Source organism: Pseudarthrobacter sp. MDT1-40-2, assembly GCF_059383595.1.
Genome location: NZ_JBWZCL010000002.1, coordinates 33,063 through 60,049, shown reverse-complemented (window position 1 = coordinate 60,049; position 26,987 = coordinate 33,063). Strand labels below are relative to the sequence as shown.

The 26,987-nt window shown below is 64.6% G+C and carries 27 protein-coding genes; 10 read left to right on the top strand and 17 right to left on the bottom strand.

All coding sequences use genetic code 11. From position 1 onward, the window contains the following. Positions 1–14: 14 nt before the first annotated feature. Genes AC50X5_RS06400 through AC50X5_RS06385 form a run of 4 tightly spaced genes read right to left on the bottom strand, consistent with a single transcriptional unit; the run spans position 15 to position 2,926 of the window. Positions 15–881: a hydroxymethylpyrimidine/phosphomethylpyrimidine kinase gene (locus tag AC50X5_RS06400; RefSeq protein WP_494975290.1), complete on the bottom strand. Its 867-nt coding sequence runs from the start codon at positions 879–881 to the stop codon at positions 15–17. Further along, positions 878–1,342 carry a hypothetical protein gene (locus AC50X5_RS06395; protein WP_494975289.1) on the bottom strand — a complete coding sequence of 155 codons (465 nt, stop codon included), beginning with the start codon at positions 1,340–1,342 and terminating at the stop codon, positions 878–880. The genes AC50X5_RS06400 and AC50X5_RS06395 overlap by 4 nt, the downstream gene beginning before the upstream one ends. Beyond that, entirely contained in the window at positions 1,339–2,235 is an 897-nt protein-coding gene (locus AC50X5_RS06390; RefSeq protein ID WP_494975288.1) for a TIGR01777 family oxidoreductase, read from the bottom strand. Before AC50X5_RS06390 ends, AC50X5_RS06395 begins: the two co-directional genes overlap by 4 nt. A gap of 22 nt (positions 2,236–2,257) precedes the next feature. Further along, positions 2,258–2,926: a TetR/AcrR family transcriptional regulator gene (locus AC50X5_RS06385; RefSeq protein ID WP_494975287.1), complete on the bottom strand. Its 669-nt coding sequence runs from the start codon at positions 2,924–2,926 to the stop codon at positions 2,258–2,260. A gap of 190 nt (positions 2,927–3,116) precedes the next feature. On the opposite strand from AC50X5_RS06385, the gene AC50X5_RS06380 reads away from it, so the two are divergent. Further along, positions 3,117–3,884 (top strand): queuosine precursor transporter, encoded by a 768-nt coding sequence (locus AC50X5_RS06380; protein ID WP_494975286.1) that lies wholly within the window; start codon positions 3,117–3,119, stop codon positions 3,882–3,884. Between the two features lie 114 nt (positions 3,885–3,998). Here AC50X5_RS06380 and AC50X5_RS06375 read toward each other — a convergent pair whose 3' ends face one another. The 4 genes from AC50X5_RS06375 to AC50X5_RS06360 all read right to left on the bottom strand — a co-directional run bounded on the left by AC50X5_RS06375 (position 3,999) and on the right by AC50X5_RS06360 (position 8,151). Next, positions 3,999–4,937 (bottom strand): type IV toxin-antitoxin system AbiEi family antitoxin domain-containing protein, encoded by a 939-nt coding sequence (locus tag AC50X5_RS06375; RefSeq protein ID WP_494975285.1) that lies wholly within the window; start codon positions 4,935–4,937, stop codon positions 3,999–4,001. Positions 4,938–5,089: 152 nt separating this feature from the next. After that, positions 5,090–6,346: a tRNA guanosine(34) transglycosylase Tgt gene (gene tgt / locus AC50X5_RS06370; RefSeq protein WP_494976046.1), complete on the bottom strand. Its 1,257-nt coding sequence runs from the start codon at positions 6,344–6,346 to the stop codon at positions 5,090–5,092. A gap of 164 nt (positions 6,347–6,510) precedes the next feature. Further along, entirely contained in the window at positions 6,511–7,524 is a 1,014-nt protein-coding gene (locus tag AC50X5_RS06365; protein WP_494975284.1) for a DUF6707 family protein, read from the bottom strand. 87 nt (positions 7,525–7,611) lie between these two features. Beyond that, on the bottom strand, positions 7,612–8,151 hold the full coding sequence (locus tag AC50X5_RS06360; protein ID WP_494975283.1) for an NUDIX hydrolase family protein: 540 nt from the start codon (positions 8,149–8,151) through the stop codon (positions 7,612–7,614). A 98-nt stretch (positions 8,152–8,249) separates the two neighbouring features. Between AC50X5_RS06360 and AC50X5_RS06355 the strand changes: the two genes are divergently transcribed. Further along, positions 8,250–8,852, top strand: a complete 603-nt coding sequence (locus AC50X5_RS06355; protein ID WP_494975282.1) for a YdeI/OmpD-associated family protein — start codon at positions 8,250–8,252, stop codon at positions 8,850–8,852. Here AC50X5_RS06355 and AC50X5_RS06350 read toward each other — a convergent pair. The 4 genes from AC50X5_RS06350 to AC50X5_RS06335 all read right to left on the bottom strand — a co-directional run bounded on the left by AC50X5_RS06350 (position 8,849) and on the right by AC50X5_RS06335 (position 13,991). Next, on the bottom strand, positions 8,849–9,958 hold the full coding sequence (locus AC50X5_RS06350) for an ABC transporter ATP-binding protein (RefSeq protein WP_494975281.1): 1,110 nt from the start codon (positions 9,956–9,958) through the stop codon (positions 8,849–8,851). The two genes, AC50X5_RS06355 and AC50X5_RS06350, sit on opposite strands and share 4 nt — an antisense overlap. Positions 9,959–10,008: 50 nt before the next feature. Next, positions 10,009–11,613: an ABC transporter permease gene (locus AC50X5_RS06345; protein WP_494975280.1), complete on the bottom strand. Its 1,605-nt coding sequence runs from the start codon at positions 11,611–11,613 to the stop codon at positions 10,009–10,011. 4 nt (positions 11,614–11,617) lie between these two features. After that, positions 11,618–12,685: an iron ABC transporter substrate-binding protein gene (locus AC50X5_RS06340; protein WP_494975279.1), complete on the bottom strand. Its 1,068-nt coding sequence runs from the start codon at positions 12,683–12,685 to the stop codon at positions 11,618–11,620. Between the two features lie 163 nt (positions 12,686–12,848). Beyond that, positions 12,849–13,991: a glycoside hydrolase family 76 protein gene (locus AC50X5_RS06335; protein WP_494975278.1), complete on the bottom strand. Its 1,143-nt coding sequence runs from the start codon at positions 13,989–13,991 to the stop codon at positions 12,849–12,851. 105 nt (positions 13,992–14,096) lie between these two features. On the opposite strand from AC50X5_RS06335, the gene AC50X5_RS06330 reads away from it, so the two are divergent. The 3 genes from AC50X5_RS06330 to AC50X5_RS06320 all read left to right on the top strand — a co-directional run bounded on the left by AC50X5_RS06330 (position 14,097) and on the right by AC50X5_RS06320 (position 16,578). After that, positions 14,097–14,918 (top strand): SDR family NAD(P)-dependent oxidoreductase, encoded by an 822-nt coding sequence (locus AC50X5_RS06330; protein ID WP_494975277.1) that lies wholly within the window; start codon positions 14,097–14,099, stop codon positions 14,916–14,918. Next, positions 14,915–16,138: an acyl-CoA dehydrogenase family protein gene (locus tag AC50X5_RS06325; RefSeq protein WP_494975276.1), complete on the top strand. Its 1,224-nt coding sequence runs from the start codon at positions 14,915–14,917 to the stop codon at positions 16,136–16,138. Before AC50X5_RS06330 ends, AC50X5_RS06325 begins: the two co-directional genes overlap by 4 nt. Before the next feature lie 161 nt (positions 16,139–16,299). Then, complete coding sequence (locus AC50X5_RS06320) at positions 16,300–16,578, top strand: hypothetical protein (RefSeq protein WP_494975275.1); 279 nt, start codon at positions 16,300–16,302, stop codon at positions 16,576–16,578. A 1-nt stretch (position 16,579) separates the two neighbouring features. Here AC50X5_RS06320 and AC50X5_RS06315 read toward each other — a convergent pair whose 3' ends face one another. Next, positions 16,580–17,395: a DUF1684 domain-containing protein gene (locus AC50X5_RS06315; protein WP_494975274.1), complete on the bottom strand. Its 816-nt coding sequence runs from the start codon at positions 17,393–17,395 to the stop codon at positions 16,580–16,582. Positions 17,396–17,664: 269 nt separating this feature from the next. Here AC50X5_RS06315 and ppc point away from each other — a divergent pair, with 269 nt between their 5' ends. Together ppc and AC50X5_RS06305 are read left to right on the top strand one after the other, a co-directional pair. Continuing rightward, entirely contained in the window at positions 17,665–20,502 is a 2,838-nt protein-coding gene (ppc, locus tag AC50X5_RS06310; RefSeq protein ID WP_494975273.1) for a phosphoenolpyruvate carboxylase, read from the top strand. A 59-nt stretch (positions 20,503–20,561) separates the two neighbouring features. Continuing rightward, positions 20,562–20,867: a hypothetical protein gene (locus AC50X5_RS06305; RefSeq protein ID WP_463936811.1), complete on the top strand. Its 306-nt coding sequence runs from the start codon at positions 20,562–20,564 to the stop codon at positions 20,865–20,867. On the opposite strand, the gene AC50X5_RS06300 is transcribed toward AC50X5_RS06305, so the two are convergent. Beyond that, complete coding sequence (locus AC50X5_RS06300) at positions 20,864–21,493, bottom strand: DedA family protein (protein WP_494975272.1); 630 nt, start codon at positions 21,491–21,493, stop codon at positions 20,864–20,866. The genes AC50X5_RS06305 and AC50X5_RS06300 overlap by 4 nt on opposite strands. Before the next feature lie 189 nt (positions 21,494–21,682). Here AC50X5_RS06300 and AC50X5_RS06295 point away from each other — a divergent pair, with 189 nt between their 5' ends. Further along, entirely contained in the window at positions 21,683–22,108 is a 426-nt protein-coding gene (locus AC50X5_RS06295; protein ID WP_494975271.1) for an Hsp20/alpha crystallin family protein, read from the top strand. Positions 22,109–22,287: 179 nt separating this feature from the next. Next, complete coding sequence (locus tag AC50X5_RS06290) at positions 22,288–22,818, top strand: O-acetyl-ADP-ribose deacetylase (protein ID WP_494975270.1); 531 nt, start codon at positions 22,288–22,290, stop codon at positions 22,816–22,818. Here AC50X5_RS06290 and AC50X5_RS06285 read toward each other — a convergent pair. From AC50X5_RS06285 to yczR, 3 genes are all read right to left on the bottom strand, one after another. Continuing rightward, the gene (locus tag AC50X5_RS06285; protein ID WP_494976045.1) at positions 22,790–23,758 is read right to left on the bottom strand and encodes an RluA family pseudouridine synthase; all 969 of its coding nucleotides are present in this window, start codon (positions 23,756–23,758) and stop codon (positions 22,790–22,792) included. The genes AC50X5_RS06290 and AC50X5_RS06285 overlap by 29 nt on opposite strands. A gap of 303 nt (positions 23,759–24,061) precedes the next feature. Further along, positions 24,062–24,658: a TetR-like C-terminal domain-containing protein gene (locus AC50X5_RS06280; RefSeq protein WP_494975269.1), complete on the bottom strand. Its 597-nt coding sequence runs from the start codon at positions 24,656–24,658 to the stop codon at positions 24,062–24,064. 150 nt (positions 24,659–24,808) lie between these two features. Further along, entirely contained in the window at positions 24,809–26,266 is a 1,458-nt protein-coding gene (gene yczR, locus AC50X5_RS06275) for a MocR-like transcription factor YczR (protein ID WP_494975268.1), read from the bottom strand. 61 nt (positions 26,267–26,327) lie between these two features. Here yczR and yczE point away from each other — a divergent pair, with 61 nt between their 5' ends. Beyond that, a complete protein-coding gene (gene yczE / locus AC50X5_RS06270; RefSeq protein WP_494975267.1) occupies positions 26,328–26,978 on the top strand; it encodes a membrane protein YczE in 651 nt (216 codons plus the stop codon). The last annotated feature ends 9 nt before the right edge of the window (positions 26,979–26,987 follow it).

The following is a 26,987-nucleotide window of genomic DNA, read 5'->3' as shown; positions in this document are numbered from 1 at the left end:
TTCTCCTGCCGTGCTTAGCGGGTGCCGCCCTGCCACAGTGCGTCAAATGGAGCACCCGAGGCCACGCGGTTCTTGATGCCGGCCGTCACGAACTCCTTGGCAGTGCGGGCGGCTTCCAGCGGGGTGGCGCCCTTGGCCAGTTCGGCGGTCACCGCGGCGGCAAGCGAGCACCCGGCACCTGACACGGCCACCTCACCAATCTTGAGCGTGGACAGCACTTCCAGCGTCTCACCGTCGTAGAAGACGTCGACGGCGTCCGGGCCTTCCAGCCGTACCCCGCCTTTGGCGAGGACTGCTGCGCCGCTCAGCTCGTGGATCTTCACGGCCGCCGCCTTGAGGGATTCGACGTCTGTGATCGTCATCCCGGACAGCGACTCCGCCTCGAAGTGGTTGGGTGTGACGAACGTGGCCAGCGGCAGAATCTGCGCCTTGAGGGCCTGGTCCGTGTCCAGAGCATGCCCCGGCTCTTGGCCCTTGCAAATGAGTACCGGATCCAGCACGACGTTGGTGAACGAGCCAGCGGACAGCGCGTCCTCCACTGTGGAAATGGTGGCAGGGCTGCCCAGCATGCCGATCTTCACGGTGTCCATCACAGACGGTGCACCGGACCCGGCACCGTATGCCGCCGTCGTGGCTTCCAGTTGGTCCGCGATGACCTGCTGGTCCACCGGCACAAAGCGGTGGTTCCAGTCGTCCTTCGGGTTGAAGGAGACGATGCATGTCAGGTTCGCGATGCCGAAGACACCCAGTTCCTGGAAGGTCTTCAAGTCCGCCTGGGCGCCGGCGCCGCCGGTCGCTTCGGAGCCCGCGATGGTCAGGACCACAGCAGGAAGATCGGGAGCGGGCAGGGTGGATGCGGCTGCAGCTGCTACAGAAGTCATGGTTCTATCCTGCCATCCGAAGGCAGGGTGCCGGGATCGGAAACAAGCTCGACGTTGTCATCGTTGGTCCGCGCCAGCTTCCAGACGCTCAGCCGGCCCACGCCTAGGGAGAGCCCCATGACGGCCGCTGCGAGCGCCATGAATCCAGGGTCCGGGCCGGTGCTGAGCCTGGTGAGCGCAGCAAGCGCGGGACCGATGCCGGCACCTAAACCGGTAAAGGCCGCCACGTGTAGCCACTGGTTCCTGACAGGATGCAGAAGAATCGCCAGTGGCGCTCCACAGCAGAAGCCCAGTGCGACCGCTGGCACTGAACCATAAAGCAGGGTAGCGAACAAGACAGCCGCCGGGTGGAGGGAGAATCCCAGGAGCACCATCAGCATGGCAGCCAAGCAGGCCAGGCTCGCAGCCGATCCCGCGAAGATAGCCGTGGTACCCAGGACTACCCGCCGCGGCCGGCTCATGCTGCGTCTCTCGCGATGGCCGTCAGCGCATCGCCTAGGGTGGGGTGCTTGAACGTGAAACCGGCATCCAGCAGTTTTCGCGGATGGACCCAGCGGCTTTTGAGAACCAGCTCAGTCTCTGTCCCGATCAGGACGGCGCCCAGTTCCAGGAGCCATGCCGGCGTGGGAACGCCTCGTTCTATCCCGTAGGCCTTTCTCACCAGCCGCATCAGCCCTCGGTTGTCCACAACCTCAGGCGAGGCAATGTTGACCGGCCCCGTGATGTCAGCCCGGGCCGCAATAAACAGCGTGGCCCGGTAGAGGTCGTCAAGATGAACCCAGCTGAACTTCTGGCTGCCCTTGCCCATGGCGCCGCCCAATCCCAGCCGTGCGAGGTTGCGCAGCGGCCGCATCACTCCGCCGCCCGGGCCCAAAACAATGGAGATGCGCAGCGGAATCTTGCGCGTCCGGGGCGTATCCGCGGCTTCCAGTATGTCCTCCCAGGCGCGAGCGATCTCCACCGAAAAGCCCGTACCCAACTCGCCGTCACTTTCGCCTTGGGGCCGGTCCTCCGCGTGACGGTAAATGGTTCCTGTGCTGGCGTTCAGCCAGGTGGCCGGGGGAGCAGCGCTGCGCCCGACCGCATTGCCGAGTGCCGCCGTCGTACTCACCCGGGAGGTGAGGATTTGGGCGCGATTCCGAGCGTTGTAGCGGCAGTTTACGGAACGTCCGGCGAGGTTGATCAGCAGATCGGCGCCGTCAACCGTCCTGGTGATGGCGTCGCCGTCGGACCAGGTGGCGTTGTTGTCAGCACTGCGGCCGATGGTGCGGACCGTCCAGCCGTCCGCTGTGAACCGCCGCCGGAAGTCCTGGCCGATGTAACCCCCAGCCCCTGCGATAACAACTGTCTTCATATTTCCCCCTTGGTGGATGCGTCTAGTTCCGGATGCTGCGGGTGAGCTCCAGTACTTCGTCGATGAGCTTGCCGACGCCCGGGATCCGGGCCAGTGACAGCCCCCGTGCCATCAGCGGAACTGCTCCGTCCACCAGGCGGCGGGTGCGGCGCTGGCCCTCGGAGGAGTCGTATACCCAGAAGAGTGCAATCCCCATGTAGCCCAGCCACAGGAGTTCCGGAAGTTCCGGCCGGAGCTTTTTCGGCACCTGTGGTTTGGCACCTTCGACTGCTCTCCGGAAGACGGCCAGCGAGGCCTCGCGCGCTTCGGTGGAGTCGCTGGAAAAGGGGTTTACTGCCGACGTCGGCCGGATGGCAGTGGCAATGAAGTCGGCGCCAAATTGGTGATAGGGCGTCAAAACGTCGAGGCCGGAATGGAGGGTGGCCTTGAGCCGCGAAGCGAGGTCAGTCTTCCCTGCCACTGCCTGCTCCGCCAGTGCCTTTTCAGCGAGTGCGGCGTGTTCGTCCTGGACCTGCCGGTACAACTCCTGCACCAGTTCGTCCTTGGACGCGAAGTAGTAGTAGGCGTTGCCGACAGATACCCCCGCCTGTGCCGCTATGGCGCGCATGGTGGTTTTCTCGAAGCCGGTTTCGCGGAACATTCGCAGTGCCACACCTGCCACCAGTTGCCTGGTCTGTTCGCTCTTGGACATTTACTTCTCCCTTTTTGAACACGTTCAGAACCGAGTATGGCAGATATCTGAACATGTTCAAATATTGCCATTGGAGACCCTCGGATTACTGACTGGCCTCGCGTGGGAGAATTGTTCGACCAGTGCTAATACAGCCGGTGCCGCGTGATGATCCGGGTACCGAGCGAACCACTACGAACGGACACTCCCCATGCCTTCATCCCCGGGCTCTGACGCCCTGCCCCGAACCGTCAACACCGGCTCCGCCCCTGAACCCGCTGCCGCCCGTGCAGCTTCTGCCGGGAGCGGTGTCAAGTTCGCCTCGATCGGCTCGCCCTACTTTGGCATCATGCTGGCGGTCATGGCCGTGGTGGTGATCCTGTCCAACATCGGCGCGTCCAAGGGCGTTGCAATCGGGCCGATCATCACTGACGGCGGCTTCTTCCTGTTCCCCTTGGCCTACATCCTTGGCGACGTCATCAGCGAGGTTTACGGCTTCAAGGTAGCCCGCAAGGCCATCTTCACCACGTTCGCCCTGTCGGTGTTCGCGTCGCTCTGTTTCTGGATCATCATCGCCCTGCCGGGTTTTGACGACGAGTTCGGCATCTCCAAGCAGGCCGCCCTCGAAGGAGCCCTTGGCCCGGTACCGCAGATTGTGCTGGCGTCGCTGCTGGCATTCCTGGCGGGCCAGACCATCAATTCCTGGATCCTGGTGAAGATGAAGGCCCGTTCAGGTGAGAAGTCGCTTTGGGCGAGGCTGATGGGTTCCTCAGGGGCCGGCGAATTCGTGGACACGCTGATCTTTTGCAGCATCGCAGCGTCAGTCATTGGCATCACCGACTTCGCGACATTCCTGAACTACGTGCTGGTGGGCTTCGTCTACAAGACCCTCGTGGAGTTCCTCTTCGTTCCCGTAACGTCCCTGCTCATCGGGTGGGTCAAGAAGCGCGAGCCGAGTTACGGCGTCGTCAGTTCCTGACAGTCCCGCTGATTCACCGGGCTCGCCGGAACGCTGCCACCTCACCGTAGCGCTGCGGCGAGCCCGCCCCTTTCCCGCGAGTCCGGAGGCGGAAACGCGCTTCCGACGTCGGAGCTACCGCCGGAGGGCGGCCAAGATGCGGTTCTTCAGCTCCTGCTCGCGGAAGAGATCGCGCCATTCCAGACGGATGAAGAACCAGCCCTCCTCCGCCAGTGCCTTTTCCCGGCGCCGCTCCTCGAAAAGCACCTCCTGGGTGGGCCGGTAGGCAAAGTATTTGACCTTGCCGTCGAATTCGAGCGCGGTCTTCCTCTCCTTCCAGGCAAAGTCCAGCCGGTGACGGCCACTCCGGCTCTGCACGTCCACCTGCAGCTCCGGCATGGGGAGCTTCAGCCGATGTAGCAGTTCGCGAGTCAGCGTCTCACCGGCAGACTCGGACCTGGGGTCAGCATTGGCCAGAACCATCCGGAGATTTCTGATGCCTCGTCGCCCTGGCAATTCGGCTGCCATAGCTTCCAGCAGGGCTACGTCTGCGCCCAGCCTGAGTGCATGGTCAAGCAGGACCAGTGCTTGCCTGTAACTCAGCATCATGGCGCAATCCACAACCGTCCGCTCGAGGCTGGTCACCCGTAACTTGTCAATCATCACGACGTCATCCTCCGTGAAGGGTTTGGTGTGGCCCCGGACGTCGCTGCCGAGGCGCTCATTTGATGGGCAGACCTTGAGCAGAATGTGGATGATGTCGTCGGCATTCCAGAGGAACAGGTCGTGAAGCCTGGCCGCAGAAGTGTGGCTGTACACGTAATCTCCCGTGGACGTCGTGAGTGTTCCGTGGGCGTGTGCAAAGATCAGCTGCTTGCTGCGGCTGGCCGCGGACTGCCTGTCCCACAGAGAACCCCGGATGTAACACCCGTAGCGGAGCCGTACCAGCGTCCGCTGTCCCAGAAGCAGCCGGATGGACCGAGAGGTGTGGCCCAGCTGATGCAGTTGTTCAGTCCGCCAGAGATTGCCGGTTTCCGGTAGCTCCGGGACCAGCGGCGGGTTCGGCTCAGTCATCCATCCACCTTCGGACAGCCTACGAACGGCCGCCAGGTGCCGTCGCCGTTATGTGCATAACTCGAGCTCGCCGGAACTGTGCCAGCTTGCCGGGCCGAATCGGCGAGCTGGCAGCGTTCAGGCGAGCCCGACGGCGGCACCCGCCTCGGATGCTACGAGTAGTAATCCGCCAGGGTCTGGGCCTTAAATTCGAAGAAGGTGCCGGATTCGATGGCCAGGCGGGCGTCGTCCACCATTTTCACCACGAAGCGCTCGTTGTGGATGGAGATCAGGGTGGCGGAGAGCATCTCCTTGGCCTTGAACAGGTGGTGGATATAGGCGCGGGAGTAGTTGGTGCAGGTGTAGCAGTCGCAACCATCCTGCAGCGGGCCGAAATCGCGCTTGTACTTGGCTCCGGAGAGGTTGAATCGACCGAAAGGGGTGTAGAACGCTGAATTACGGGCAACACGGGTTGGAGAGACGCAGTCAAAGGTGTCGGCGCCGTTTTCGATGGCCGTGAAAATATCGTCCGGTTCGGAGATGCCCAGCAGGTGGCGCGGCTTGTTCTCCGGAAGTTCCTCATTGCACCAGCGCACAATCGTTCCCAGGTTTTCCTTCTCCAGCGCGCCGCCGATGCCGAACCCGTCAAACGGCATGGCGCCCAGGTCCCGGCAGGCCTTGCGGCGCAGGTCCTCGTACTGGGCACCTTGGATCACACCGAACAACGCCTGGTAGGGCTTGCCCGCCCGCGCGTCTGTCAGCCGGAAGTGCTCCTCGATGCAGCGCAGCGCCCACAGGCGGGTGCGCTCCAGCGACTCTTCCTGGTAGCCGCGGGAGTTCTGCAGGGTGGTCAGCTCGTCGAAGGCGAACATGATGTCCGCGCCGATCTGGTGCTGGACCTGCATGGAGATTTCGGGGGAGAATCGGTGCCGGTCACCGTTCAGGTGCGACTTGAACCAGACGCCGTCGTCGTCAATATGGGCCAGGCGCTCCTTGCCGGGCGCCACAGCGTCATCGGGTCCCGAAGCATCAACGGACTTCATGTCGATGACCTTCTTGAAGCCGGAACCGAGGCTCATCACCTGAAACCCGCCGGAGTCAGTGAAGGTGGGGCCGGGCCAGTTCATGAACGCGCCCAGCCCGCCGGCCTCATCAAGGATATCCGCGCCGGGCTGGAGATACAGGTGGTAGGCGTTGGCCAGGAGGGCCTGGGCGCCCAGCTCCGCCATGGACTCCGGCAGTACGGACTTGACGGTCGCTTTGGTTCCGACGGCGATGAACGCCGGCGTCCTGATCTCACCGTGCGGGGTGGTGATGGTGCCCGTGCGGCCAAGGAATTCTCCGCCATTGGCGTCAACCTGGGCAGCGGACGGCGTGCAGCTTTCGGACAGCCTGGTTCCTACGGTGAATGAAAACTCCGACTGCCGCAATGACGCCTCCGGTGACGCCTCGCGGGCGTCGGGGGACGCAGGAACAGAAGGGGAGGCAGGGGCAAAAGACGAAACAGGTTCAGCTGGCACCGTTCCAGTTTGCCAGCTATTGGCGGCCGCTCCGCACGGCGGGCCTTACCAGGCCCATCAACCCGAGGCTGGTATCACGCCCGCACGGCCTCAAGTTCGTTGGCAATCCGCCGCTCCAGCTCCCCGGCCCCGAAGGTCTCTGAACCACCGTGGGCACGCAGGAAGAGCAACGATTCCAGCCGGAGAAGCCGCCATTCACGTTCGGCATCGTGGTTGGAGTTATCGATCGAACGGAATATTTCCTTGTCGTACAGATTGGGCTCGTTGAGTGAACGCTGCCTGACTTTGGCGTTCATCCGCGCCTTGAACGGGTCAGTTTCCCGGGATTCGGGGCTCCGGAGCAGTTTCTCGTACACGGCGGCCCGCTCCGGCTGCCCATTCTGCCTGCAGATGTAGCTGGACAGCGCAAGCGACGCCTCCACCGAGGCCCAGCGTCCCGGGTTCCCGTCGTAAGGCAGGACGTTGAGTAGATCGGCCACAGCCAGGGCGCCGTCACCGTCCTTGAGCGTAATGAACAGCTCATGGGAAAGGTCACTGAGGTCCTTAAGGCAACTGCCCGATTTTGGGTTGATCCCCTTGGCCAGCTTGTCCGCCAGCAGCAGGACGCCGATCGAATCCTGATGGTTCTGCGCCACGGACTCAACCACGGACTCCGGCGTGCCGGCAGGCTCAGGAATCAGGGCCAGTTCCTCCTCGGTCGCGATCGGGACTGCAGGAGCGGCCACAGGAAGAGGGGGGATGACGACGGCGGGAGGCACTGTGGCGGCTGCCTCGCCGCCCTGCCCCTCGGCAGGCAGTCGCGCAGGCGAACCCTCACTGCCATCAAGGTTGCCCTTGGTGAAAAGGGGAGTCACGCCGTCGTGCGTTTCCTGGACAATCTTGACTTCGGAACCTGCAGCTATCCGGACGGTGCGGCCATCCACGAGGGTTGCCACGATGATTGCGGCGGTGCCGTAGTCGTCCGCGTCGATATGGAACTCGTGGATCTCGGCGCTGGAGGCGGCATCCGGAAGAAGCAGGCGGTCTCCTGCGCTCAGGGTTCCAGCCTGTTGGTTCCGGTATTGCGGTTCGGCTGGGGTTTGAGTCATCGGAAATCCTTTGGTTCTCTTGCGGTCCGCCCACCAGTCTACAAAGCGGCACCCCGGAATTCGGGGACGCGGGCCGGGCGGATGCGCCTAGAAGCCTACTCCGGCAAAGCTCAATGCCTGCCGGACAAGGGCGCCGCGGCCGCCAACGAATTCCAGCTGGACCCCTTCGCTGAGCACCTCGTCGGGGGTCATCCAGGTGAGTTCAAGGGCGTCCTGGCGTGGCTCGCACTCGCCGGTCACGGGAATAACATAAGCCAGAGCCACGGCGTGTTGGCGGTCATCGGTGAAGCCCGTTTGCGACGGCGCTGGAAAGTATTCGGCAACCGTGAAGGGAACCGGACTGATAGGAAGCTGCGGGAACGCCAATGGGCCGAGGTCTTTTTCCAGGTGCCGGAGCAGGGCCGCACGGATGGTCTCGCGGTACAGGACCCGCCCGGAGACGAGCGAGCGGACCATGCTGCCATCCTGATCGCCTTGCAGCAGCGTGCCCACTTCGTTGACGAACCCTAGGGGATCGAGCCTAACGGGCACCGCCTCCACGTAAACCATGGGGAGCCGTCCGCGGGCTTCGAAGAGGTCCTCCTGCGAAAGCCAGCCTGGATTGGGGTCGGGGGTTCGAACGTTCATGGGTTAAGTTCTACCCCATGAGGCCGGGCCGCCCCACCGAGCGGCGGGATAAATGCGCTCCGCGGCTCGTGTCAGGGGCTGGGAGTAGCCTGTGTTGCATGGCCATTGAATTGCCCGAACTTCTGGTGAGAGACGCCCATGAGTGGCGCGCCTGGCTGGCTGAGAACCATGCCACCAGCCCCGGAGTGTGGCTGGCATTGCACAAGAAGGGCGGCCGGGCCACGGAACTGGACTACAAAGCCGCACTGGATGAAGCCCTGTGCTTCGGCTGGATCGACGGCCAGTCCAGAAAGCGCGACGACGACACCAGCTTTCGGAGGATGACCCGCCGGGGGCCCAAGAGCCCTTGGTCGCTGATCAACGTGGGCCATGTAGCCCGGCTTGAAGCCGAAGGCAAGATGACCGACGCCGGCCGTGCCGCCGTCGAAAGTGCCAAAGCCGACGGCCGCTGGGACGCTGCATATTCCGGGCAGGCTACTGCGGAAGTTCCGGAGGACCTGGCCGCGGCTATAGCCGCGGTCCCGGCGGCGCAGGCCATGTTTGACGTCCTCACCAGCGTCAACCGCTACGCCCTGATCTACCGCACCAACTCGGTCAAGAGGCCAGAGACCCGCGCCCGGAAAATCGCCGGATTTGTGGAGATGCTGGCTCGCGGCGAGGCGCCGTTTCCGCAGAAGAAAAAGCTCGCAGGGCCGGACTAAGCGGTAAAAGCCACGCCCTCGCCCACCACGCGAAGGCTTAGAGTACTGCCGGGGCGCGCGATGGAGGCGTTCCAGTGCCGGATGGAGATGATCTCGCCGCCTCCCGGGTACCGCGGATCTTGCTGGAGTTCCGGAGGCGCGATGAGGCGGATCCGCACCGTCGATTCGGGCCCGAAGTAGTCGGCATCCAGCACCACCCCGCGAATGGGCGAGTCCTCCGCGATCCTGATCTGCTCGGGCCTCAGCATCAGCTGCACGCGGCCCTGCGCAGGCGGCCTCCGGACGGGTATGCCACCGAGCGAACAGGTAGCGAGGGAGCCTTCCATCCAGGCATCAAGAACGACGGCGTCACCCAGGAACTCTGCGGTAGCCCTGTCAGCGGGGCGTGTGTACACCACAAAGGGGTTGCCAACCTGCGCCAGCCTGCCGCCGCGCATGACGGCCACCTGGTCCGCGAACGACAACGCCTCCGCCTGGTCGTGGGTGACCAGGATGGTGGTGATGCCGGCCTCCGCCAACACTTTTGCCACGGCGCGCCGGGTAGCCACGCGCAACCCGGCGTCCAGTGCGGAAAACGGCTCGTCCAGGAGCATGATGCCGGGCTCCCGGGCGAGGGCGCGGGCCAGGGCAACCCTTTGTTGCTGCCCGCCGGACAGCTGATGCGGACGCCGCCTGGCCATCGCCGGATCCAGCGACACCATCTCCAGCAGCTCTGCCACGCGCCCGTCGATGTCTTTCCGCCCGTGGCGTCCGTGGCGTCCGTGGCGCGAGCCGGGGCCGCCCAACCCGAACGCGACGTTCTGGCCAACTGTCAGGTGCGGAAAGAGTGCGCCGTCCTGGGCTACGTAGCCGATGTGCCGTTTGTGGGCCGGCACCCAGCCGCCGTCGCCCGCCACGGTGACGCCGTCCAGTGTGATGGAGCCGGTGGCCGGGGCGTCGAAGCCGGCGATCAACCGCAGAAGGGTGGTCTTGCCGGACCCGGAGGGCCCCACAATGGCCGTGGTGGAGCCCTTGCCGATGGAGAGGTCGATACCTTGCAGCACGGCCTGTGACCCGAAGTTCCGCGTCACAGCCGAGATCTGAAGATACCCGGGGGCGGAGGGCACGGTGGTGCCCGGTCCTGGCCGAAGGGGTACGCGGGAGGGTGCTAGGTCTGTCACTGTCCGGCCACTTTCTTGGACTGCTGGAAGAGGAGGTAGGTCATGGGTGCCGAGAGCAGGATCATCAGCAGTGCATACGGCGCGGCTGCCACGTAATCGATTTCGCTGCTCTTGCTCCAGAACTCGGTGGCAAGCGTGCGGGTGCCGTTGGGAGCCAGCAGCAGTGTGGCGGTGAGTTCATTCACGATCGCCAGGAACACCAGGGCGGCCCCGCCGGCGGCAGCGGGCGCGGTCAGCCGAAGGGTCACACCAAGGAACGCATGCAGCGGAGGACGCCCGAGAGCCCGTGCGGCCTCATCAAGTTCCCGGGGAGCCTGCGACAGGCCCGCCCGGAGGCTCACCAGAGCCCGCGGCAGGAACAGCAGCACGTACGCGGCGATGAGCACCGCGCTGCTTTGGTACAAGGCGGGTACGGCCCGGATACTGACGGTCACAAACGCCAGCCCGACGACGATTCCCGGCAGCGAGCTGGTGATGTAGTTGGACAGTTCCAGGGTTTTACTGAACCACCCCGGGTGCCGGACGGCCAGGTACGCCATGGGGAACGCGACGACGGTGGTCACCAGTGCGCCGGCGAGTCCGTACCAGAGGGTCTGCAGGAGGGCCGGCAGGAATTCGTCGGCCGTCCAGATCTCCGCCCCGCCGGCCATGATCCAGCGCAGCACCTGGAACACGGGCAGTCCCACGGAAAGAACCGCCAGCGCCAGCAGGGACAGCTGTGCCGGAACGCGGAAGGCATGCAGGGGAAGCCGGAGCGCCCGGGCCTGGGCGCCGGAGCCGATCCTGGCGTAGCGGGCGTTTCCCCTGCTGCGGACCTCCAGGACGAGCAAAATCAGGCAGAGGAACACCAGGACGCTGGCCAGCATGTTGCCGGCGCTGCCGTTGAAGGTGGACTGGAACTGGACCATGATCGCCGTCGTGAAGGTATCGAAGCGGATCATGGCGAAGGCGCCGTATTCGGCCAGCAGATGCAGCGCCACCAGGAGCGCGCCGCCTGTCATGGCAACGCGGAGCTGGGGGAGTACCACACGGAAAAAGACCCGCCAGTTGCCCAGCCCCAGCGCCGCCGCGGACTGTTCGATGGCCGGGTCCAGCCGGCTGAGGGTGGCGGCGGCCGGAATGTAGACCAGGGGGAAATAGGAGAGCGTGGCGATGAGGACTCCGGAGCCCAGTCCGTTCAGCGACGGCACGGCGGAAACCCAGGCGTAGCTGTTGACAAACGCCGGAATGGCCAGCGGCGCGGCCAGCAATACAGCCCACACACGAGCGCCCGCAAGAGCGGTCCGTTCCACCAGCCAGGCTCCGCCCACGCCCAGCACCAGGCACAGGGGAACGGTGATGACGGTGAGCAGGATGGTGTTGAGGAGCAGTTCGCCCACCCGGGGCCGGACAATCAGTCCGACGGCGGTGTCCCAGCCGGTTACCGCCGTCATATAGACGACGTACCCGAGCGGAATCAGTGCGAATGCTGCGATCAGCACCGCCAGCAGGGACACCGTGGAAACGCCGAAAGGCGGGCGGGGGCGCTTGCCCCTGCCCGCCGTCGTCGTGCTCCCTGTGACGGAATCCTTCCCGCGGGGAGCCGATAGATCAGTGGTCACGAAATTACAGCAGTCCTGCCTCGGTCATGAGCTCGGTGACCTTTTCCGAGTTGAGCTTGGCGGGGTCCACGACCGGAGCCTGCAGCTCAGGCAGCGGAACCAGCAACTCGTTCGCAGGAACGTCGGACGCGATGGCGTACTCGAAGGAGTCACCCTTCTGCAGGACCTCCTGGCCCTTCTTGCCGGTTATGAACTTCAGGAAGGCCTGTGCAGCCTCAGCATTCTTCGAGGTCTTCAGGACACCGCCGCCGGAGATGGACACAAAGGCGCCCGGATCCTGGTTCTTGAAGTAGTAAGGCTTGACGTTGTTGGAATTCTCGCCGGTCTTGGCCTGATCGCCGTAGTAGTAGTAGTGGTAAATCAGAGCGGCATCCACTTCACCGGCGTTGACTGCCTTCATGGCGGCACTGTTTCCCTTGTGCGCCGTGGAATTTTCCTTCATCCCGGCCAGCCAGGTCTTGGTGGCTTCCTCGCCCTCCAGTTCCAGCAGTGCGGAAACGATCGCCTGGAAGTCGGCTCCGGTGGGGGATGCAGCCCACTTGCCCTTCCACTCCGGCTTGGCCAAATCCAGCATCGACTCCGGAAGCTGGTCCTCGCTGATCTTCGCGGGGTCGTACATCAGGACGGTGGAGCGGGCGGCAATGCCGGTCCACTTTCCGGTGCTGGGACGGTACTCTTCGGGAACCTGCTCCTGGGTGGCGGCATCGACGTCGGCGAACAGGCCGGCGTTCTCAACCTGCGTCATCGCGGGAGAGTTCTCGGTCAGGAAAACGTCAGCGGGGGACGCGTCGCCCTCCTGGATGATCTGATTGGACAGCTCCGTGTCCTTGCCCTGGCGCATGGTCACCTTGATGCCGGTCTCGGCGGTGAACGCGTCGATCCATTCCTGGGTCAGGCTTTCGTGCTGCGCGTTGTACACGGTGATCTCACCGCTGGCACTGCTGGCCGACGCTGACGGTGCGGACGCGGGGGTGGTGGCTGCTGGGGTTGCGCTACCGCCGCAGGCGGTCAGTGCCAGGGCTGCGGTGGCGGCCAGTGCGACACCGGCCAGCGCATTCTTGGGGAGCTTCATGGGGACTGCTTTCTCGAATGGACTTGGTCCGATGAGCCGAAGGGAAGTGGGGGTGTCGGCTCATTCGAAATGAACTTTAGGTTAGGCATCCCTAAGCCACCTAGAGGGATTCACTTTAAGTGATGAGGATCACGTGCATTACGTAACTATTGCGTTCTCTAATTCAAGCGCGAAGCGTAGCGGCGGCCTCCAGGACCATCCACGCCTGGAGCTGCGTGGAAAGCTCGACGGCGGAACCTGGCGGGTAATCCTCGTCGGCTGTGCCGGTGGCGTGGATGGCGAAAACACGTTCTTCCCTGGCTTCGGGTGAGCTGCGGCTGCCGGCCCAGAAGGCGTCCGCGGTGTCCAGGATCAGCCGCCCGGCGGTGCTGCGCCACGCACGGGGTATTCGCTGGTCGCGGGCGGCGAGGGCCAGGTAGCGGCAGAGGATTCCAGTGAACAGCCCGCGGTCGCCGGTGCCGTCGCAGCGGAGCACCTTTGTGGCGCCTGGGCGCACCGTGAGGTGGCGTTCGACGGCGGCAATCACCTCCACTGCCCGTTCCAGGTTGCGTGCCCCGCCTAGCTCCAGCAGCGCGCCCAGAACGGGACCCTGGTTGTAGGTGTATACGTTGCCTTCTACCTGGATCTGGCCATCCCCTCCCAGCCGCACGCCGTCAAGGTAAAGGCCGCGTCCGGCGTCGAACAGTGTGGAATCGAGCCAGTCCGCCAAGGCCCGTGCCCGCTGCTGCTGGCCGGTGCGGGCAAAATAGAGGGCCACGGGGGCGGTGGCCGGCGTGTTCTTGAAGTCCCGCTTGGTGCTCCAAAAGGTGCCGCCGCCCAGGTCGTCGGTGGAAGCCGCTATGAACTGCGGAGTAAGGCTGCGCTGGACTTTGGCATAGCGGCGGCGGCCCCGTTTGCCGGCGGCCGCAGCCAGGCCGTCGAGGCGCAGCGCAGCCAGGGCCAGCCAGGCCATGTCGTCGTAGTAATTGTTGACGAAAGTGAGCAGGTTGCGCAGTCGGATACCCCTAAGGAGCCGTGAGGCCAGCCGTCCGGCACTCGGGTTATCGGGGCCGTCAAAACGGTCCCGTGGCGCAGCCCCACGATCCAGTTCGCGCCGGCCGGCGTCCACCAGGCAGTCCAGGTAGTGCGCCTGCCACCAGTAATGCCAGGGGAGCGGCCGGTTCCGGTTCCCTGCGGGCCAGGCAGTAACCGCGATGTGGGTGCCGGGCAGGAACAGCAGCTTCCGGCCGAACCTTCGTGTCACGGAGCGGGCGGCCTCATCTGCCCGCGCGGACCAGTCGATGGTGGTGGTATCCGGCCAGGTCATTCGGCCAGCCTATCGCCGTGAGGGCTGGAGGGTGCGCCGGACATGAATTTCAGTTAGCATGCGTTAACTAAGGCCTACCGGCCGGTTCCGCATCAAGGAGGATGTATGGACGTAGCAGGAGCTGTAGCGCTGGTTACGGGTGGGGCGTCCGGATTGGGTGCCGCCACCGCCAGGATGCTGTTCGACGCCGGAGCTTCCGTGGTGCTGGTTGACCTCCCCGGCAGTGCGGGTGCTGAGGCGGCCGCTTCCCTGACGAATGGGAATCCCACCACGGCGCAGGCCGTATTTGTCCCAGCGGATGTCACCAGCGAGAACGATGTGCGCGGTGCCGTCGAGGCTGCCGCAGCGCTGGGTCCGCTCCGGATCGTGGTGAATTGCGCGGGGATTGCCACACCCGGCAAGGTAATGGGGCGCGACGGGGTGCTGCCGCTGGCGACGTTCAACCGGGTCATCCAGATCAACCTGGTGGGCACCTTCAACGTGATCCGGTTGGCTGCCGAAGCCATGGCCCTTACTGAGCCGGTGCTGTCCTACCCGGGCACATCCGGCAGTGACACCCGCCCCGGAGACTTCGAACGCGGTGTGATTATCAATACCGCGTCCGTGGCTGCCTTTGACGGCCAGATCGGGCAGGCCGCCTACTCCGCGTCAAAGGGTGCCGTCGCCGCCATGACGTTGCCGATCGCCCGAGAGCTGGCGCGCTCGCAGATCCGGGTGGTCACCATCGCGCCGGGCCTCTTTGAGACGCCCATGCTGGCAGGGCTGCCGGCCGAGGCGCAGGAATCCCTCGGCAAGCAGGTGCCGCATCCCTCGCGCCTGGGGCTTCCGGTTGAGTACGCAAAACTCGTGGCGCACATCGTGGACAACGCCATGCTCAACGGCGAAACCATCCGCCTTGATGGTGCCATCAGGATGGCACCCAAGTGACCCAGCCGCCGTCGGACTTTCCCGCAACCGTATCCGCACCGAAACCGCCGCACACGCTCCCGGGCCCGGATTTCTTCGCCTTCGAATCGCTGCTCAGTGAAGAGGAGCGGCGCAAGTTGGCGGAGCTGCGGGAATTCCTGGCCTCGGAGATCGCTCCGTTCGCCGGAGAGTGGTGGAACAAGGCCGAGTTCCCCGCCCATATCCTGCCGAAACTGGCCGCCCTGGAACTCAGCACACCGGTTCACAGGGGCTACAGCCAGCTTTTCGCGGGGCTGGTCATTGCCGAAATGACGAGGACGGATACGTCCATCGCCACCTTTTTCCTGGTTCACCACGATCTCTTCGTGGAGGCGTTGCACCGCTTCGGTTCAGAGGACCAACGCGGGCGGTTCCTCGACGACGCGTCCCGGTTGCGCATTACCGGCGCCTTCGCGCTGACTGAGCCTGATCATGGTTCGGATGTGGCCGGCGGCATGGCCACCAGCGTCCGCCGTGTTACCGACGCCGGCGCCGACCACTGGGTGCTCAACGGTGCCAAACGGTGGATCGGCAACGGGACGTTCTGCGACTACATGCTGGTATGGGCGCGGGATGAGGCCGACGGCTCGGTGCGCGGGTTCATCCTTGACGCCACCCTGCCGGGAGTCAGCCGCAGCCGGATCGAGAACAAAGTGGCGCTGCGGACCGTCCAGAACGCGGACCTCCGGTTCGAGGGTGTCAAAATCGAGGAGCGGGACAGGCTGGCCGGGATCAGCAGCTTCGAGGACACCAAGGAGCTGTTGCGGGCATCGCGGATCATGGTGGGCTGGCAGGCAGTCGGGCAGCAGCTGGCGGCCTTCGACGTCGCCCGGGAGTACGCGGTGGGCCGCCAGCAGTTCGGCAGGCCGCTGGCCAAGTTCCAGCTGATCCAGCAGCAGCTGGTGGACATGCTGGGAAACGCCGTGGCCTCGATGGGCATGATGGTGCGGATTTCGGCGCTTCAGGAAGACGGCGGGGCGGATATGGCGCAGGTGGCGCTGGCGAAGTCCTACACCAGCGCCCTGATGCGCCGCAGTGTGGGCATGGGCCGGTCCATCCTGGGCGGCAATGGAATTCTCAGCGACTACCGGATGGCCCGGATATTCTCCGACGCTGAGGCTATTTACACGTACGAAGGTACCTTCGAAATAAATTCGCTGATTGTGGGGCGGGAAATAACGGGTACCTCGGCCATTACGTAAAAGAATGATTTTTAGCCGCGGATTGTTCGTCGGTAAACGCTTACCGTGCGGGTGGGCGTTATCTTCATCACGCCCCGGGGTGTGTCGCTGCTTTTCTTCCGCTGCCGGTTGCATACTGAATGAGCGGTTCTTCCCGCGCAGACAGCAGGCAGGAGGCAAGGATGGAAACGGTCAGGAAGATTGTCAGGAGCGAGTACTTCCCTGCAGCCGCGGTGCTCGCGGGAGTGGTCCTTTTCTGGGTGGTGGCGCTGACCGGCGGGCTGTCCATGCTCAATGACCGGAACCTGCCCATAACTACATTGATGTGGATGTTGTTCGTCTACCTGATAGCTGTTCTTACCCCGATCGCGGGCCTGCTGGCGGCGGCTGACCTCATCCGCCGTTACCGGTGGAACCGGAACGGGAATAACCAGCGAATTGAGCAGGAAATTAACCGCTGAATTAGCGCGGCAGTTTCTCGCCGGCTTTTACTTCTACGTCCAATGAATTCCCTCGGACGGGCATGGGGCAGGTCCCGTAGGGAGTGAATGCGCTGGGGTAATTGATGGCGCGGTTGAAATCGATAACGACGGAGCCGTCCGGGCGGGGCCGTGGAATGAGAACCTTGCGCCATTCGTCGGTGCTGATGCCATTTGTTTCATCATGGAACGTGACGTTGAGGGCGCCCAGTTTTTCTTCCTCAGCCTGCAGCCGCAGCTCGTGCCCGATTCCTGGAATCCGGAAAACCACCTCACCTACTGAGCGGTGCAGCCCGTCCACCAGCGGGTTGGCCGTGGCGATCGGTACGTCGACCGGTTCGGGATATGGCTCAAAGCGCCCGGTGATTTCCCAGGCGGGGTCGAAATCGAAGGTGGGAACGCCGTCGAACTCCGTGAACACCGGTGAGCCGGCATCCCTGGTACGGATGGCGTACTTGCCGGCCCGCATGGCCAGTTCCACCTGCACCTGTGTCCCGTCCGTGCCGCCGTACTGCACCCACAGCAGCGATTCCTCATCCAGCAAAGTCGCTGTCACTTTTCCGCTGACCGGCGTTCCGCTCTCCACAAGCGTCAGTCCGTCCTCGGAAACGGCGGTGAGTGCCGCCGTCGTGCCATCCGTAAACCAAAGTCCAGGGGCAAAGTCGACGGCGGAAGGAGAGTCTTCCAGCCACTGGAAGGAGGTGAGGGTCAGCCAGCCGTGAGGGGCAGCGAGGGCACGGTTCCGGCTGCTGCGGAAACGCTGCAAGCGCTCAAGCCGTTGATTGGTGTTGGTGCTCATGTGGCCCTCCATTGCCTCTGTGCCTGGGTACAACCGCGGCCGCATGCTGTTCATTCCAGCACATCCCACCGGCCCTTATCTGGCACGGGCACCGCTGCTAATTTGGAAAGCAGCGCCTGATGGCAATGGCAGCTCAGCGCGGTGCAGTCACTTTTGACACAAATTCCTAAGTACAGCCCCGGTGCCGGTAACATCATTAAGCAGTAACGTGGCTCACAGTATCCAGCGCAGTGTACGGGCCCAAGTCCAAACCTTCGAAAGAAGCTTCCATGGCTCACACTGCATTCAACAAGGGCATTGACCTTGACACCCACCTGGCTGCCGAGCTCCGCGCCGACGTCCGCCGGGTGTCCACGCTGCTGGGCGAATCCCTGGTCCGCCAGCACGGTCCGGAGCTCCTTGAGCTGGTGGAGCAGGTCCGGCTCCTGACCAAGGAGTCCAAGGAAGCCGCCCGGGGCGGCGCCGATGCCACCGGCCCGTGGAGCGCGCACGACGTCGTGGCCCAGGTCCGCGAATTGCTCGCCTCCCTGCCACTTGAGCAGGCAACAGACCTGGTCCGCGCCTTCGCCTTCTACTTCCACCTCGCCAACGCGGCGGAGCAGGTGCACCGGGTGCGCGGGCTGCGGACCCGGGAGGAAAAAGACGGTTGGCTGGCCAAGGCCGTGGCGGACATCGCCGACAAGGCCGGTCCCGGAGCCTTGCAGGACGTGGTTGATTCGCTGGACGTGCGGCCCGTTTTCACCGCACACCCCACCGAGGCATCGCGCCGCTCGGTCCTGGACAAGATCCGCAGGCTCTCCGACATTCTGGCCAGGCCTGCAGCGGAAGGATCTTCGGCCTGGCGCCGACAGGACCGCGAACTCGCGGAGATCATCGATCAGATGTGGCAGACCGACGAGCTTCGCCAGGTTCGGCCAACTCCCGTGGATGAGGCCCGCAACGCGATCTACTACCTTGGCAACATCCTCACGGACGCCATGCCCGAAATGCTGGACGACTTCTCCGAGCTCCTGGCGGAGCAGGGCGTGAGCCTGGCGGGCAAGGCGGCGCCCATTCGCTTCGGCTCCTGGATCGGCGGTGACCGCGACGGGAACCCCAACGTGACGGCCGCGGTCACCAGGGAAATCCTGCAGATCCAAAACCAGCAGGCCATCCGCCTGAACATCGGCATGATCGATGAACTCATCACTATCCTGTCCAACTCCACGGCGTTGTCCGGGGTGGATGCCGAACTGCAGGCCTCCATCGACGAGGACCTCATCAACCTGCCCGGACTGGACCGCCGGGTCCTTGAACTCAACGCGCAGGAGCCCTACCGGCTAAAGCTCACCTGCATCAAGGCCAAGCTCATCAACACCGGCAAACGGGTGGCCAATAACTCCTCGCATGAGCACGGCCGCGACTACAACGGCGCGCCGGAACTCCTGGCGGACCTGGCGCTGCTGGAAGCCTCCCTGCGCAACCACTCGGGCGTATTGGCTGCGGACGGCGCCCTCGCCCGGGTTCAGCGTGCTGTTGCCTCCTTCGGGCTGCACCTGGCCACGCTTGATATCCGTGAGCACGCCGACCAGCACCACGACGCCGTCGGCCAGCTCATGGACCGGCTGGGCGGTCCCGGGCTGCGCTACGCCGAGCTCAGCCGCAGCGAACGGTTCGACGTGCTCGGTTCCGAGCTCGCGTCCCGCCGGCCGCTCTCGGGCCACCCGATCAAGCTCGACGGCGCTGCGGACGGCACCTACGACGTCTTCCGTGAGATCCGACGTGCGCTGAGGACCTACGGCCCCGACGTCATCGAGACGTACATCATTTCGATGACCCGTGGCGCCGACGACGTGCTGGCTGCCGCTGTTCTGGCCCGGGAGGCCGGGCTGGTTAACCTGTTCGGCGAGTCTCCCTGGGCCAAGATCGGCTTTGCGCCGCTGCTGGAAACCGTGGAGGAGTTGCGGGCCTCTGCCGAGATCGTGGACCAGCTGCTCTCCGTTCCGGCCTACCGGGACCTGGTGCGCCTGCGCGGAGACGTGCAGGAAGTCATGCTCGGTTACTCGGACTCCAATAAGGAGTCCGGCGTCATGACCAGCCAGTGGGAAATCCACAAAACCCAGCGGAAGCTCCGCGACGTTGCCGCAAAGCACGGTGTACGGGTGCGCTTGTTCCATGGCCGCGGCGGTTCCGTGGGCCGGGGCGGCGGACCAACCTATGAGGCCATCATGGCCCAGCCCAACGGCGTCCTGGAAGGTGAGATCAAGTTCACCGAACAGGGTGAGGTCATTTCGGACAAGTACTCGTTGCCGGAGCTTGCCCGTGAAAATCTGGAGCTCTCCCTGGCCGCGGTGCTCCAGGGTTCGGCCCTGCACCGCAGCCCGCGGACGTCCGAGGACCAGCGCGTGCGCTACGGCCACGTGATGGAAGTCATTTCTGATGCCGCCTTTGACCGGTACCGCAGTCTGGTTGACCACCCCGACCTTCCTGCCTACTTCCTGGCTTCCACGCCGGTGGAGCAGCTTGGTTCCCTGAACATCGGCTCGCGGCCGTCCAAGCGCCCCGATTCCGGAGCGGGCCTTGGTGGCCTGCGCGCCATTCCGTGGGTGTTCGGCTGGACCCAGTCACGCCAGATTGTGCCGGGCTGGTTCGGCGTGGGGTCCGGGCTTAAAGCGGCCCGGGAAGCAGGCAGCTCCGAGCAGCTGGTCGAGATGATGGAAGGATGGCACTTCTTCCAGTCGGTGCTGTCCAACGTCGAAATGACGCTGGCCAAGACGGACATGGACATCGCTGGATACTACGTTTCCACGCTGGTTCCTGCCGAGCTGCACCATATCTTCAAGGCCATCCGTGAGGAGTACGAGCTGACGGTCCGCGAAGTCCAGGCCCTGACAGGTGAGAACATCCTGCTCGACGCGCAGCCTACCCTGAAGCGCTCCCTCGAAGTCCGCGACCAGTACCTCGATCCCATCAGCTATTTGCAGGTGGAACTGCTCCGCCGTATCCGGGAGACCGCTGCTCCCAGCTCCGAGGCCACGATCTCCGGCGGTGAGATCGACGAGCGGCTGCAGCGGGCCATGCTTATCACCGTCAACGGCGTGGCGGCAGGACTGCGCAACACCGGGTAGGGTTCCCGCCCGGCGGTGGCGGGCAATTCTGGCCGTGCGTTTGTGGTTAGGGTGGTGACATGCCTTCGTTTCAGACCCGTCTCAAGATCACCGGGCTGTTGCCCGGCAACCCGCCCGAATCCGTGATGGCTGCCGCCGTGGAGGCCCTTGAAACCCGGCACCACGTTGAGTCCAACCAGCTGGACATTGCCGGTGGCGTGCCCCAGCTGAACCTGCGCTTCCTCGTGGAGGCCACCGAGTACAGCGGTGAGAACCAGCAGGCCCTGGAGTCGGCAGCGATGATGCGTGACGCCGTCGAACGTGTTGCCCTGACCGGTTCGCTGATGGTGTTGCGCCGGAACCGCGGACGCTGGGCACCGGTCTAGGAATCAGTCTGCGCCGCGGTGCCGGGTTCGTCCACGGGCGAGCGGGTGCCGCGCCGTCGGGTGACAATGATGCCGACGGCGGCACCCACCACCAGCCCCAGGGCTACACCGATGAGGGAGCTGGCCCAGAACGGCAGGCCGGTGGTGGAGCCGGTGACATAGCCCAGGCCGACCAGCCAGCACGCCCACAACAGGGCACCGAGGCCGGCGCAGAGGCTGAAGCCTCGGGTGGTGACCTCACCGATGCCTGCGGCAGCCGACGTCGCAAGCCGTCCGCCCGGGATGAAGCGCGCTCCTATGATGGTGCCGTAAGTGGAGGAGCGGCCGGCTTTGGCGATGGCCAGATGGATGCTGGCGTGGACTTTCCGGCCCCACCGCCAACGGTCCAGCACGTAGCTGAGGCGGCGTTTGAACAGCTGGAAGACCACGATGTCGCCGATCCAGGAGGCCACTGCGGCCAGGGCTAAAACGAGGAAAACGTTGGCCCCGCCTTCGGCAGAGAGTGCTCCGCCGGTGATCACCACCAGCTCGGACGGGATGGGCGGAAAGATGGCGTCGCCGAGCACTGCGGGGATGATCCAGAAATAGATCGCGGCCCCCCAGAGGTCAACGCTGCCAACGTCCATGCGCATAACGTACCGCACTTTATGGGACCCACGTCACCTGCCATCGCCAACCCGCCATCATCTCTTTTTGACGGCGGAACCGGTATCAACACCAGGTAGAAAACCTCTTGCGATAGCGGGCCCGTGGTGCTATTTAATCTATATCAGCCGATATACATCCGGCGGTCAGATGATCATAGGAGGTATGCGATGTTGATGTTGAACGACCCGTTCCGCCAGTTCGACCGGATCGCCCAGCAGGTCATGGGCACGGCGGCACGGCCCGCAGTGATGCCGATGGACGCCTGGCGTGAGGGGAATGAATTTGTTGTTGCACTGGATCTGCCCGGCGTGGACATCGATTCGGTTGACCTGGATGTTGAAAAGAATGTTCTCACGGTGCGCGCCGAACGGAAGGATCCAGTCGGCGAAGACACCGAGCTGCTCGCTTCCGAACGTCCCCGCGGCGTGTTCAGCCGGCAGCTGGTCCTGGGCGAAGCCCTGGACGTTGCGAAGGTTACGGCCTCATACGAGGGCGGCGTCCTGACCATACGGATCCCGGTGGCCGAACAGGCACAGCCCCACAGGATCGAGATCGAGACGAAAGGCAGGCAGCAACAGATCAACGCCGCCTGACAAGCAGGGACGGGACGCCGGACGCAGAGGCTGCGGATAGGGCGGTTGGCATCATGCGGACGCCACAGCGCCTTGTAGCGCAAATGCAGCAGCGCGGATCCCTTCCCCACGGTGGTCCCCGGTCGGTACGGCCGGGGACCACTTCTGTCGCTGTGGGCCCGGCAGTGGGAAACTGGAACATGCGTACCAGGATCCTGCAGGGCGACATCACTACCAGGGCCGTGGACGCCATCGTCAATGCGGCCAATTCCACGCTGCTTGGGGGCGGCGGTGTGGACGGCGCCATTCACCGGGCTGCTGGGCCCCAGCTTCTGGCCGCCTGCAAGGAGCTTCGCGGCACGGACCTGCCGAACGGACTGGCGCCAGGGGCCGCCGTGGCAACGCCGGCATTTGGGCTGCCGGCGCGCTGGATCATCCACACCGTGGGCCCCAACCGGCATGCCGGCCAGACCAACAAAGCACTCTTGGTTTCCTGCTTCAGCGAAAGCCTGCGGGTGGCAGATGCGCTGGGCGCCAGGTCCATCGCCTTCCCGGCCATAGGCGGCGGGATCTACGGCTGGACCGGACGCCAGGTGGCTGAGGCAGCCCATGCCGCACTGAGCGCTTATGCAGCCTCCCACCCGAAAACCTCCCTGGAGCTGGTGGAGTTTGTGCTGTTCAGCCCCGAAATGGAGGAAACGTTCAACGCCGTGTGGGCGGAACCTCACTGAGCTGCAGCCGGCTCCGGTATTCCACCGGCTTGCCCGATATTGGATCGACGAAGCGGACGCCACGGGCCAAAAGCTGGAGCGGTTTGGAGTAGTCGTCCGGCGCCTTGTCCAGCAGCTGGGGATAAAACGCGTCGTTGACGATGCCCAGCCCCAGCGACGCCATGTGAACCCGCAGCTGGTGCGTCTTGCCCGAATGCGGCTCGAGCCGGTACAGCGCCCTCCGCCCGGAGAGCGGGTGCGCGGCATCACCTGCTGGCGTTCCGCCGTCGAACGTTTCCAGGCGTTCGATGCGGGTCTCCGCGTTCGGTTCGCCCTCGATCACCTCGGCCAAGAGGTAGCTGCGGGACTTGGTCATCCGGTTCCGCACTACCACGGGAAACTCGACGGCGGGATACCCGGGCGCAGGGTCGGCTGCGGACACGCACTCGTACTCTTTTTGGACCTGCCGTTTCTCGAACAAGACCTGGTACCTGCCGCGGGTTTCCGGGTTGGTGGAGAGGAGCAGGATGCCTGCGGTCATCCGGTCCAGGCGGTGCATGGGAATCAGGTCCGGCAGGCCCAGTTGGTTGCGCAGCCGCACCAGCGCCGATTCCTGGATGTAGGTGCCGCCCGGGGTGGTGGGCAGGAAGTGCGGCTTGTCCACTACCAGGAGGTGCTGGTCCTGATGCAGGATGTTCAGCTCCACCGGGATGCGGTCCTCCGGCGGCAGGCTTCTGTAGTACCAGATGAAGGTGTGGTCCTGGAGCTTGGTAGTCCGGTCCAGGGGGACGCCGCCCTCGCCAACAATTTCGCCGGCGTCGAACCTGTCCTCAATGCCTTGCGGATCGATGTGGCCCCAGCGGTGCATCATGTAGTCGATTGCGGTGATCCAGGGGCCGTCCTCCGGAAGGCGCAGGCGGGTCGCATTCACGCCGTCGCGCACGGGGAGGGGGGATTGCATCACCGGTCCATTCTACTTGCTGCCCGCTTTCCCTCACCGCCCGGTTCACCCAGCCCTGGGTGCCCAGCCCTGGGTGCCCAGCCGCGGTCCCCAGCCGCGGATGCCGGCGGATGGCCGCGCTTCCTCGCCATTTCGATGGTTCCCTGCCCATACGATGGTTCGGGCCATCGAACGGGCCGGGAACCATCGAATCGGTGCGGGCCGCCGAACCATTGGGCAGGGGCGGAAAGTTCGACGGCGGCACTCGGGTTGGTGCTGAAGGGCCGGCAGCGCGGCACGAGTGGTGCAAACTGCGGGCCCGGTTCACCCGGCCCGGGGTGCCCAGCCGCGGATGCCGGCATCCAGGGTGGCGTCGTAAAGCCCTTCCCAGTCGATGGGCATTGAGGCGCCGCGGGCCAGCTCAAGGCTGACCAGCCCGTGGACCTGGCCCCAGAAGGCTGTGGCGATCAACATCACGTTGTAGGGGCCGAGGAGCCCTTCGGCCTGAGCCGCGGTGACCGCGCTGACCAACGGCGCCATGGCGTCCACAGATACCGCCTCAGCCGGCTCCGCGCCCGATTCTCCGCCTGCGTAAGCGGCCATGCCGCCACCGAACATCAGCCTGTAGAGAGAGTCATGCTCCAGCGCCCATTGCCGGTACGCCCGACCAAGAGCTTTCAGGCCTTGTTTACCTGCCGCTTCCTGGGAAGCGTGGAAGGACCGGAATCCGTAGTCCACCACCGCGGTTAATAGCTGGGGCCTGCCGCCGAACAAGGAGTAGATAGCTGATGTTGATGTGCCTGCGGCGGCGGCGATGTCCCGCATAGTGACCCTGTCCGGGCCTTCCCGATCCACCAGCTGGGCAGTGACGTTCAGCAGGCGCTGACGGAGTGCCTCGTCGTGGACCACTGGTCTTGCCATACTCTGCATTGTTTCACTACATTGTTTCGTAACTGCGTTATAAAACCTTCGGCCCTTCCGGGCGGGGTATGGCGGAGCCGAAAGGCTTACCGCGAGCAGTGCATTCTTTCGCGCCGGCAACTATTGGGGGAGTCGGCGCGAAAGAACAAGTCAGGCGATCGCGTTGACAGGCGAGTCCCGGAGCTCCCTCCGCAACCGGGGAGCTGCCGCCAGCCGTTCCTGAGCCGCACACAGTGCCAGGACAGCAACCCGAAGCCGCTCCGGAGGCAGCGTAAACGGGATACGCAGATGACTTTGGTAGCTTCCCCCTAGTCCAAATCGCGGGCCGGCCGCCAACCGGATGCCGAACTCCGGAGCGACCAGGGCCAGGGAGGTGCTGATCGGGCCCGGCAGCCGGCACCAAACCGATAGTCCGCCGTCGGGAATTTCTGGTGTCCAGTCCGGCAGTTCCTTGCCCAGCAACTCCAGCAAGGCCGCCCTGTTTCCGTGCAGCGATTGCAGCCGGTCCGGCAGTGGCTGGTCAAGTGTTCGAACCAGGTGTGCGGCAGCCAACTGCTCCATCACGGGCCCACCCAGGTCAATGCTGCTCCGGGCCGGCGCGAAGCGACTGATGAGGTCTGCGCTGGCACGGATCCATCCTGTCCGCAGCCCGCCCCAGTGTGACTTGCTCAGCGAACCGATGGACACCACGCCCGGGCCGAACGCAGCCATCGGCAGGCTGGGAGTCCCGTCCAGGTTCAGCTCCCGCAGCGTCTCATCAGCGATCAGAACCGTGCCGGTTCGGGCCGCTGCCCTCACCAGCCGGCGACGCTGGTCATCTGGCATCAGGCGCCCTGTTGGGTTGTGAAAGTCCGCAATGACGTACGCGATGGTGGGGCGGTGTTGTTCGAGCGCAGATTCCCAGGCCTCAATATCCCAACTGCCCGGTGCCGCCGGAAGGGGGACCGGCACGGCCCGGGCGCCGGAATTCCGGATCGCGTCCAGGGCGTTCGGGTAGCTCGGGTGGTCCACAAGCACCTTGTCCTGGCGTCCGCTGGCCCGGGTGATCAGGGCACGGAGGACAACGTTCAGCGCATGCTGCGCCCCCGACGTCACAAGAATTGCGTCCGCCTCTGTAGCCACACCGGCCGCGGTATAGCGCTCCGCAATGGCTTCCCTAAGCCCCAGCATTCCCTGGACCTCGTAGCCAAAACCGGGCAGCAGGGCCGGGAGTTCGGTCAATGCTGAAGCAAATGCGCGGTGCACCGCCTCGCCGCTGGCGGGCAGGGCGGCGTACGCCAGGTCGAGGACTCCATCCGGGGCATTGATTCCCGGAACGGCTGCGGCTTCCGGTGAGCGGGGCAGGCGGGTACGGCCTTTTGCGCCCTGGCCGCTGCTGAGAAAGCCCTGCTCACGCAGTTGTGCGTAAGCCGCCGTAACGGTGGTCCGGCTGATGCCGAGGGTTTCGGCCAGCGGGCGCTCGCCGGGAAGGGCATTATCCAGCGGGACCCGGCCATCCAGGATGAGGAGGCGTACGACGTCAGCAAGCTCGCGATACGCCGGGGCGGCACCTGCCTGCCACCTGCCAAGGAGACGGGCGAGGGCTGAGGCTGAGAGTTGACCGGACATAAAGCCAGTATCGCAGACTGGCTATGTATTTCGATGCCAGTTTGCCGGGACTATGGTTGTCATGATGATTCGCAGACTCGTTCAGCTCTTTACCGGCCTTGCCTTGTATGGCTTCTCCCTGGCCATGTTCATCCGCGCCGGCCTGGGGCTGGATCCATGGGACGTGTTCCACCAGGGCATCTCCCTCAAGTCCGGCTGGAGCATTGGCGCTGTGGTGATCGTGGTCAGTTTCCTGGTGTTGCTGCTCTGGATCCCGCTGCGCCAGAGGCCCGGTTTTGGGACCCTGTGCAACGCGATCCTGGTGGGCCTGTTCGCCGACGTCGGGCTGGCGTTGTTGCCGGAGTTTTCGCACCTCGGCGGCCAGATAGCGATGTTGGTGGGAGCCGTGCTGGCCAACGCCGTGGCGTCCGCCTGCTACATCGGCGCACGGTTCGGCCCGGGCGCCAGGGACGGGCTCATGACCGGCCTGGCCAGGCGCACCGGCTGGTCTGTCCGGGTTTCCCGCACCCTGATCGAAGTGGTGGTTCTGGCGGCGGGCTGGTTGCTGGGCGGGTCCGTGGGCGTCGGGACCGTTGTGTACGCGCTGGCCATCGGGCCGCTGGTGCAGTTGCTGATGCCGCTCTTCGCGGTGGCGGAACGGGCTAAGCCACCAGCGTCAGGACCTGCAGTGGAACGGGGCTTACGAGCAGAAGCTCCCACCACCGCAGCATAAGCTGCAGCT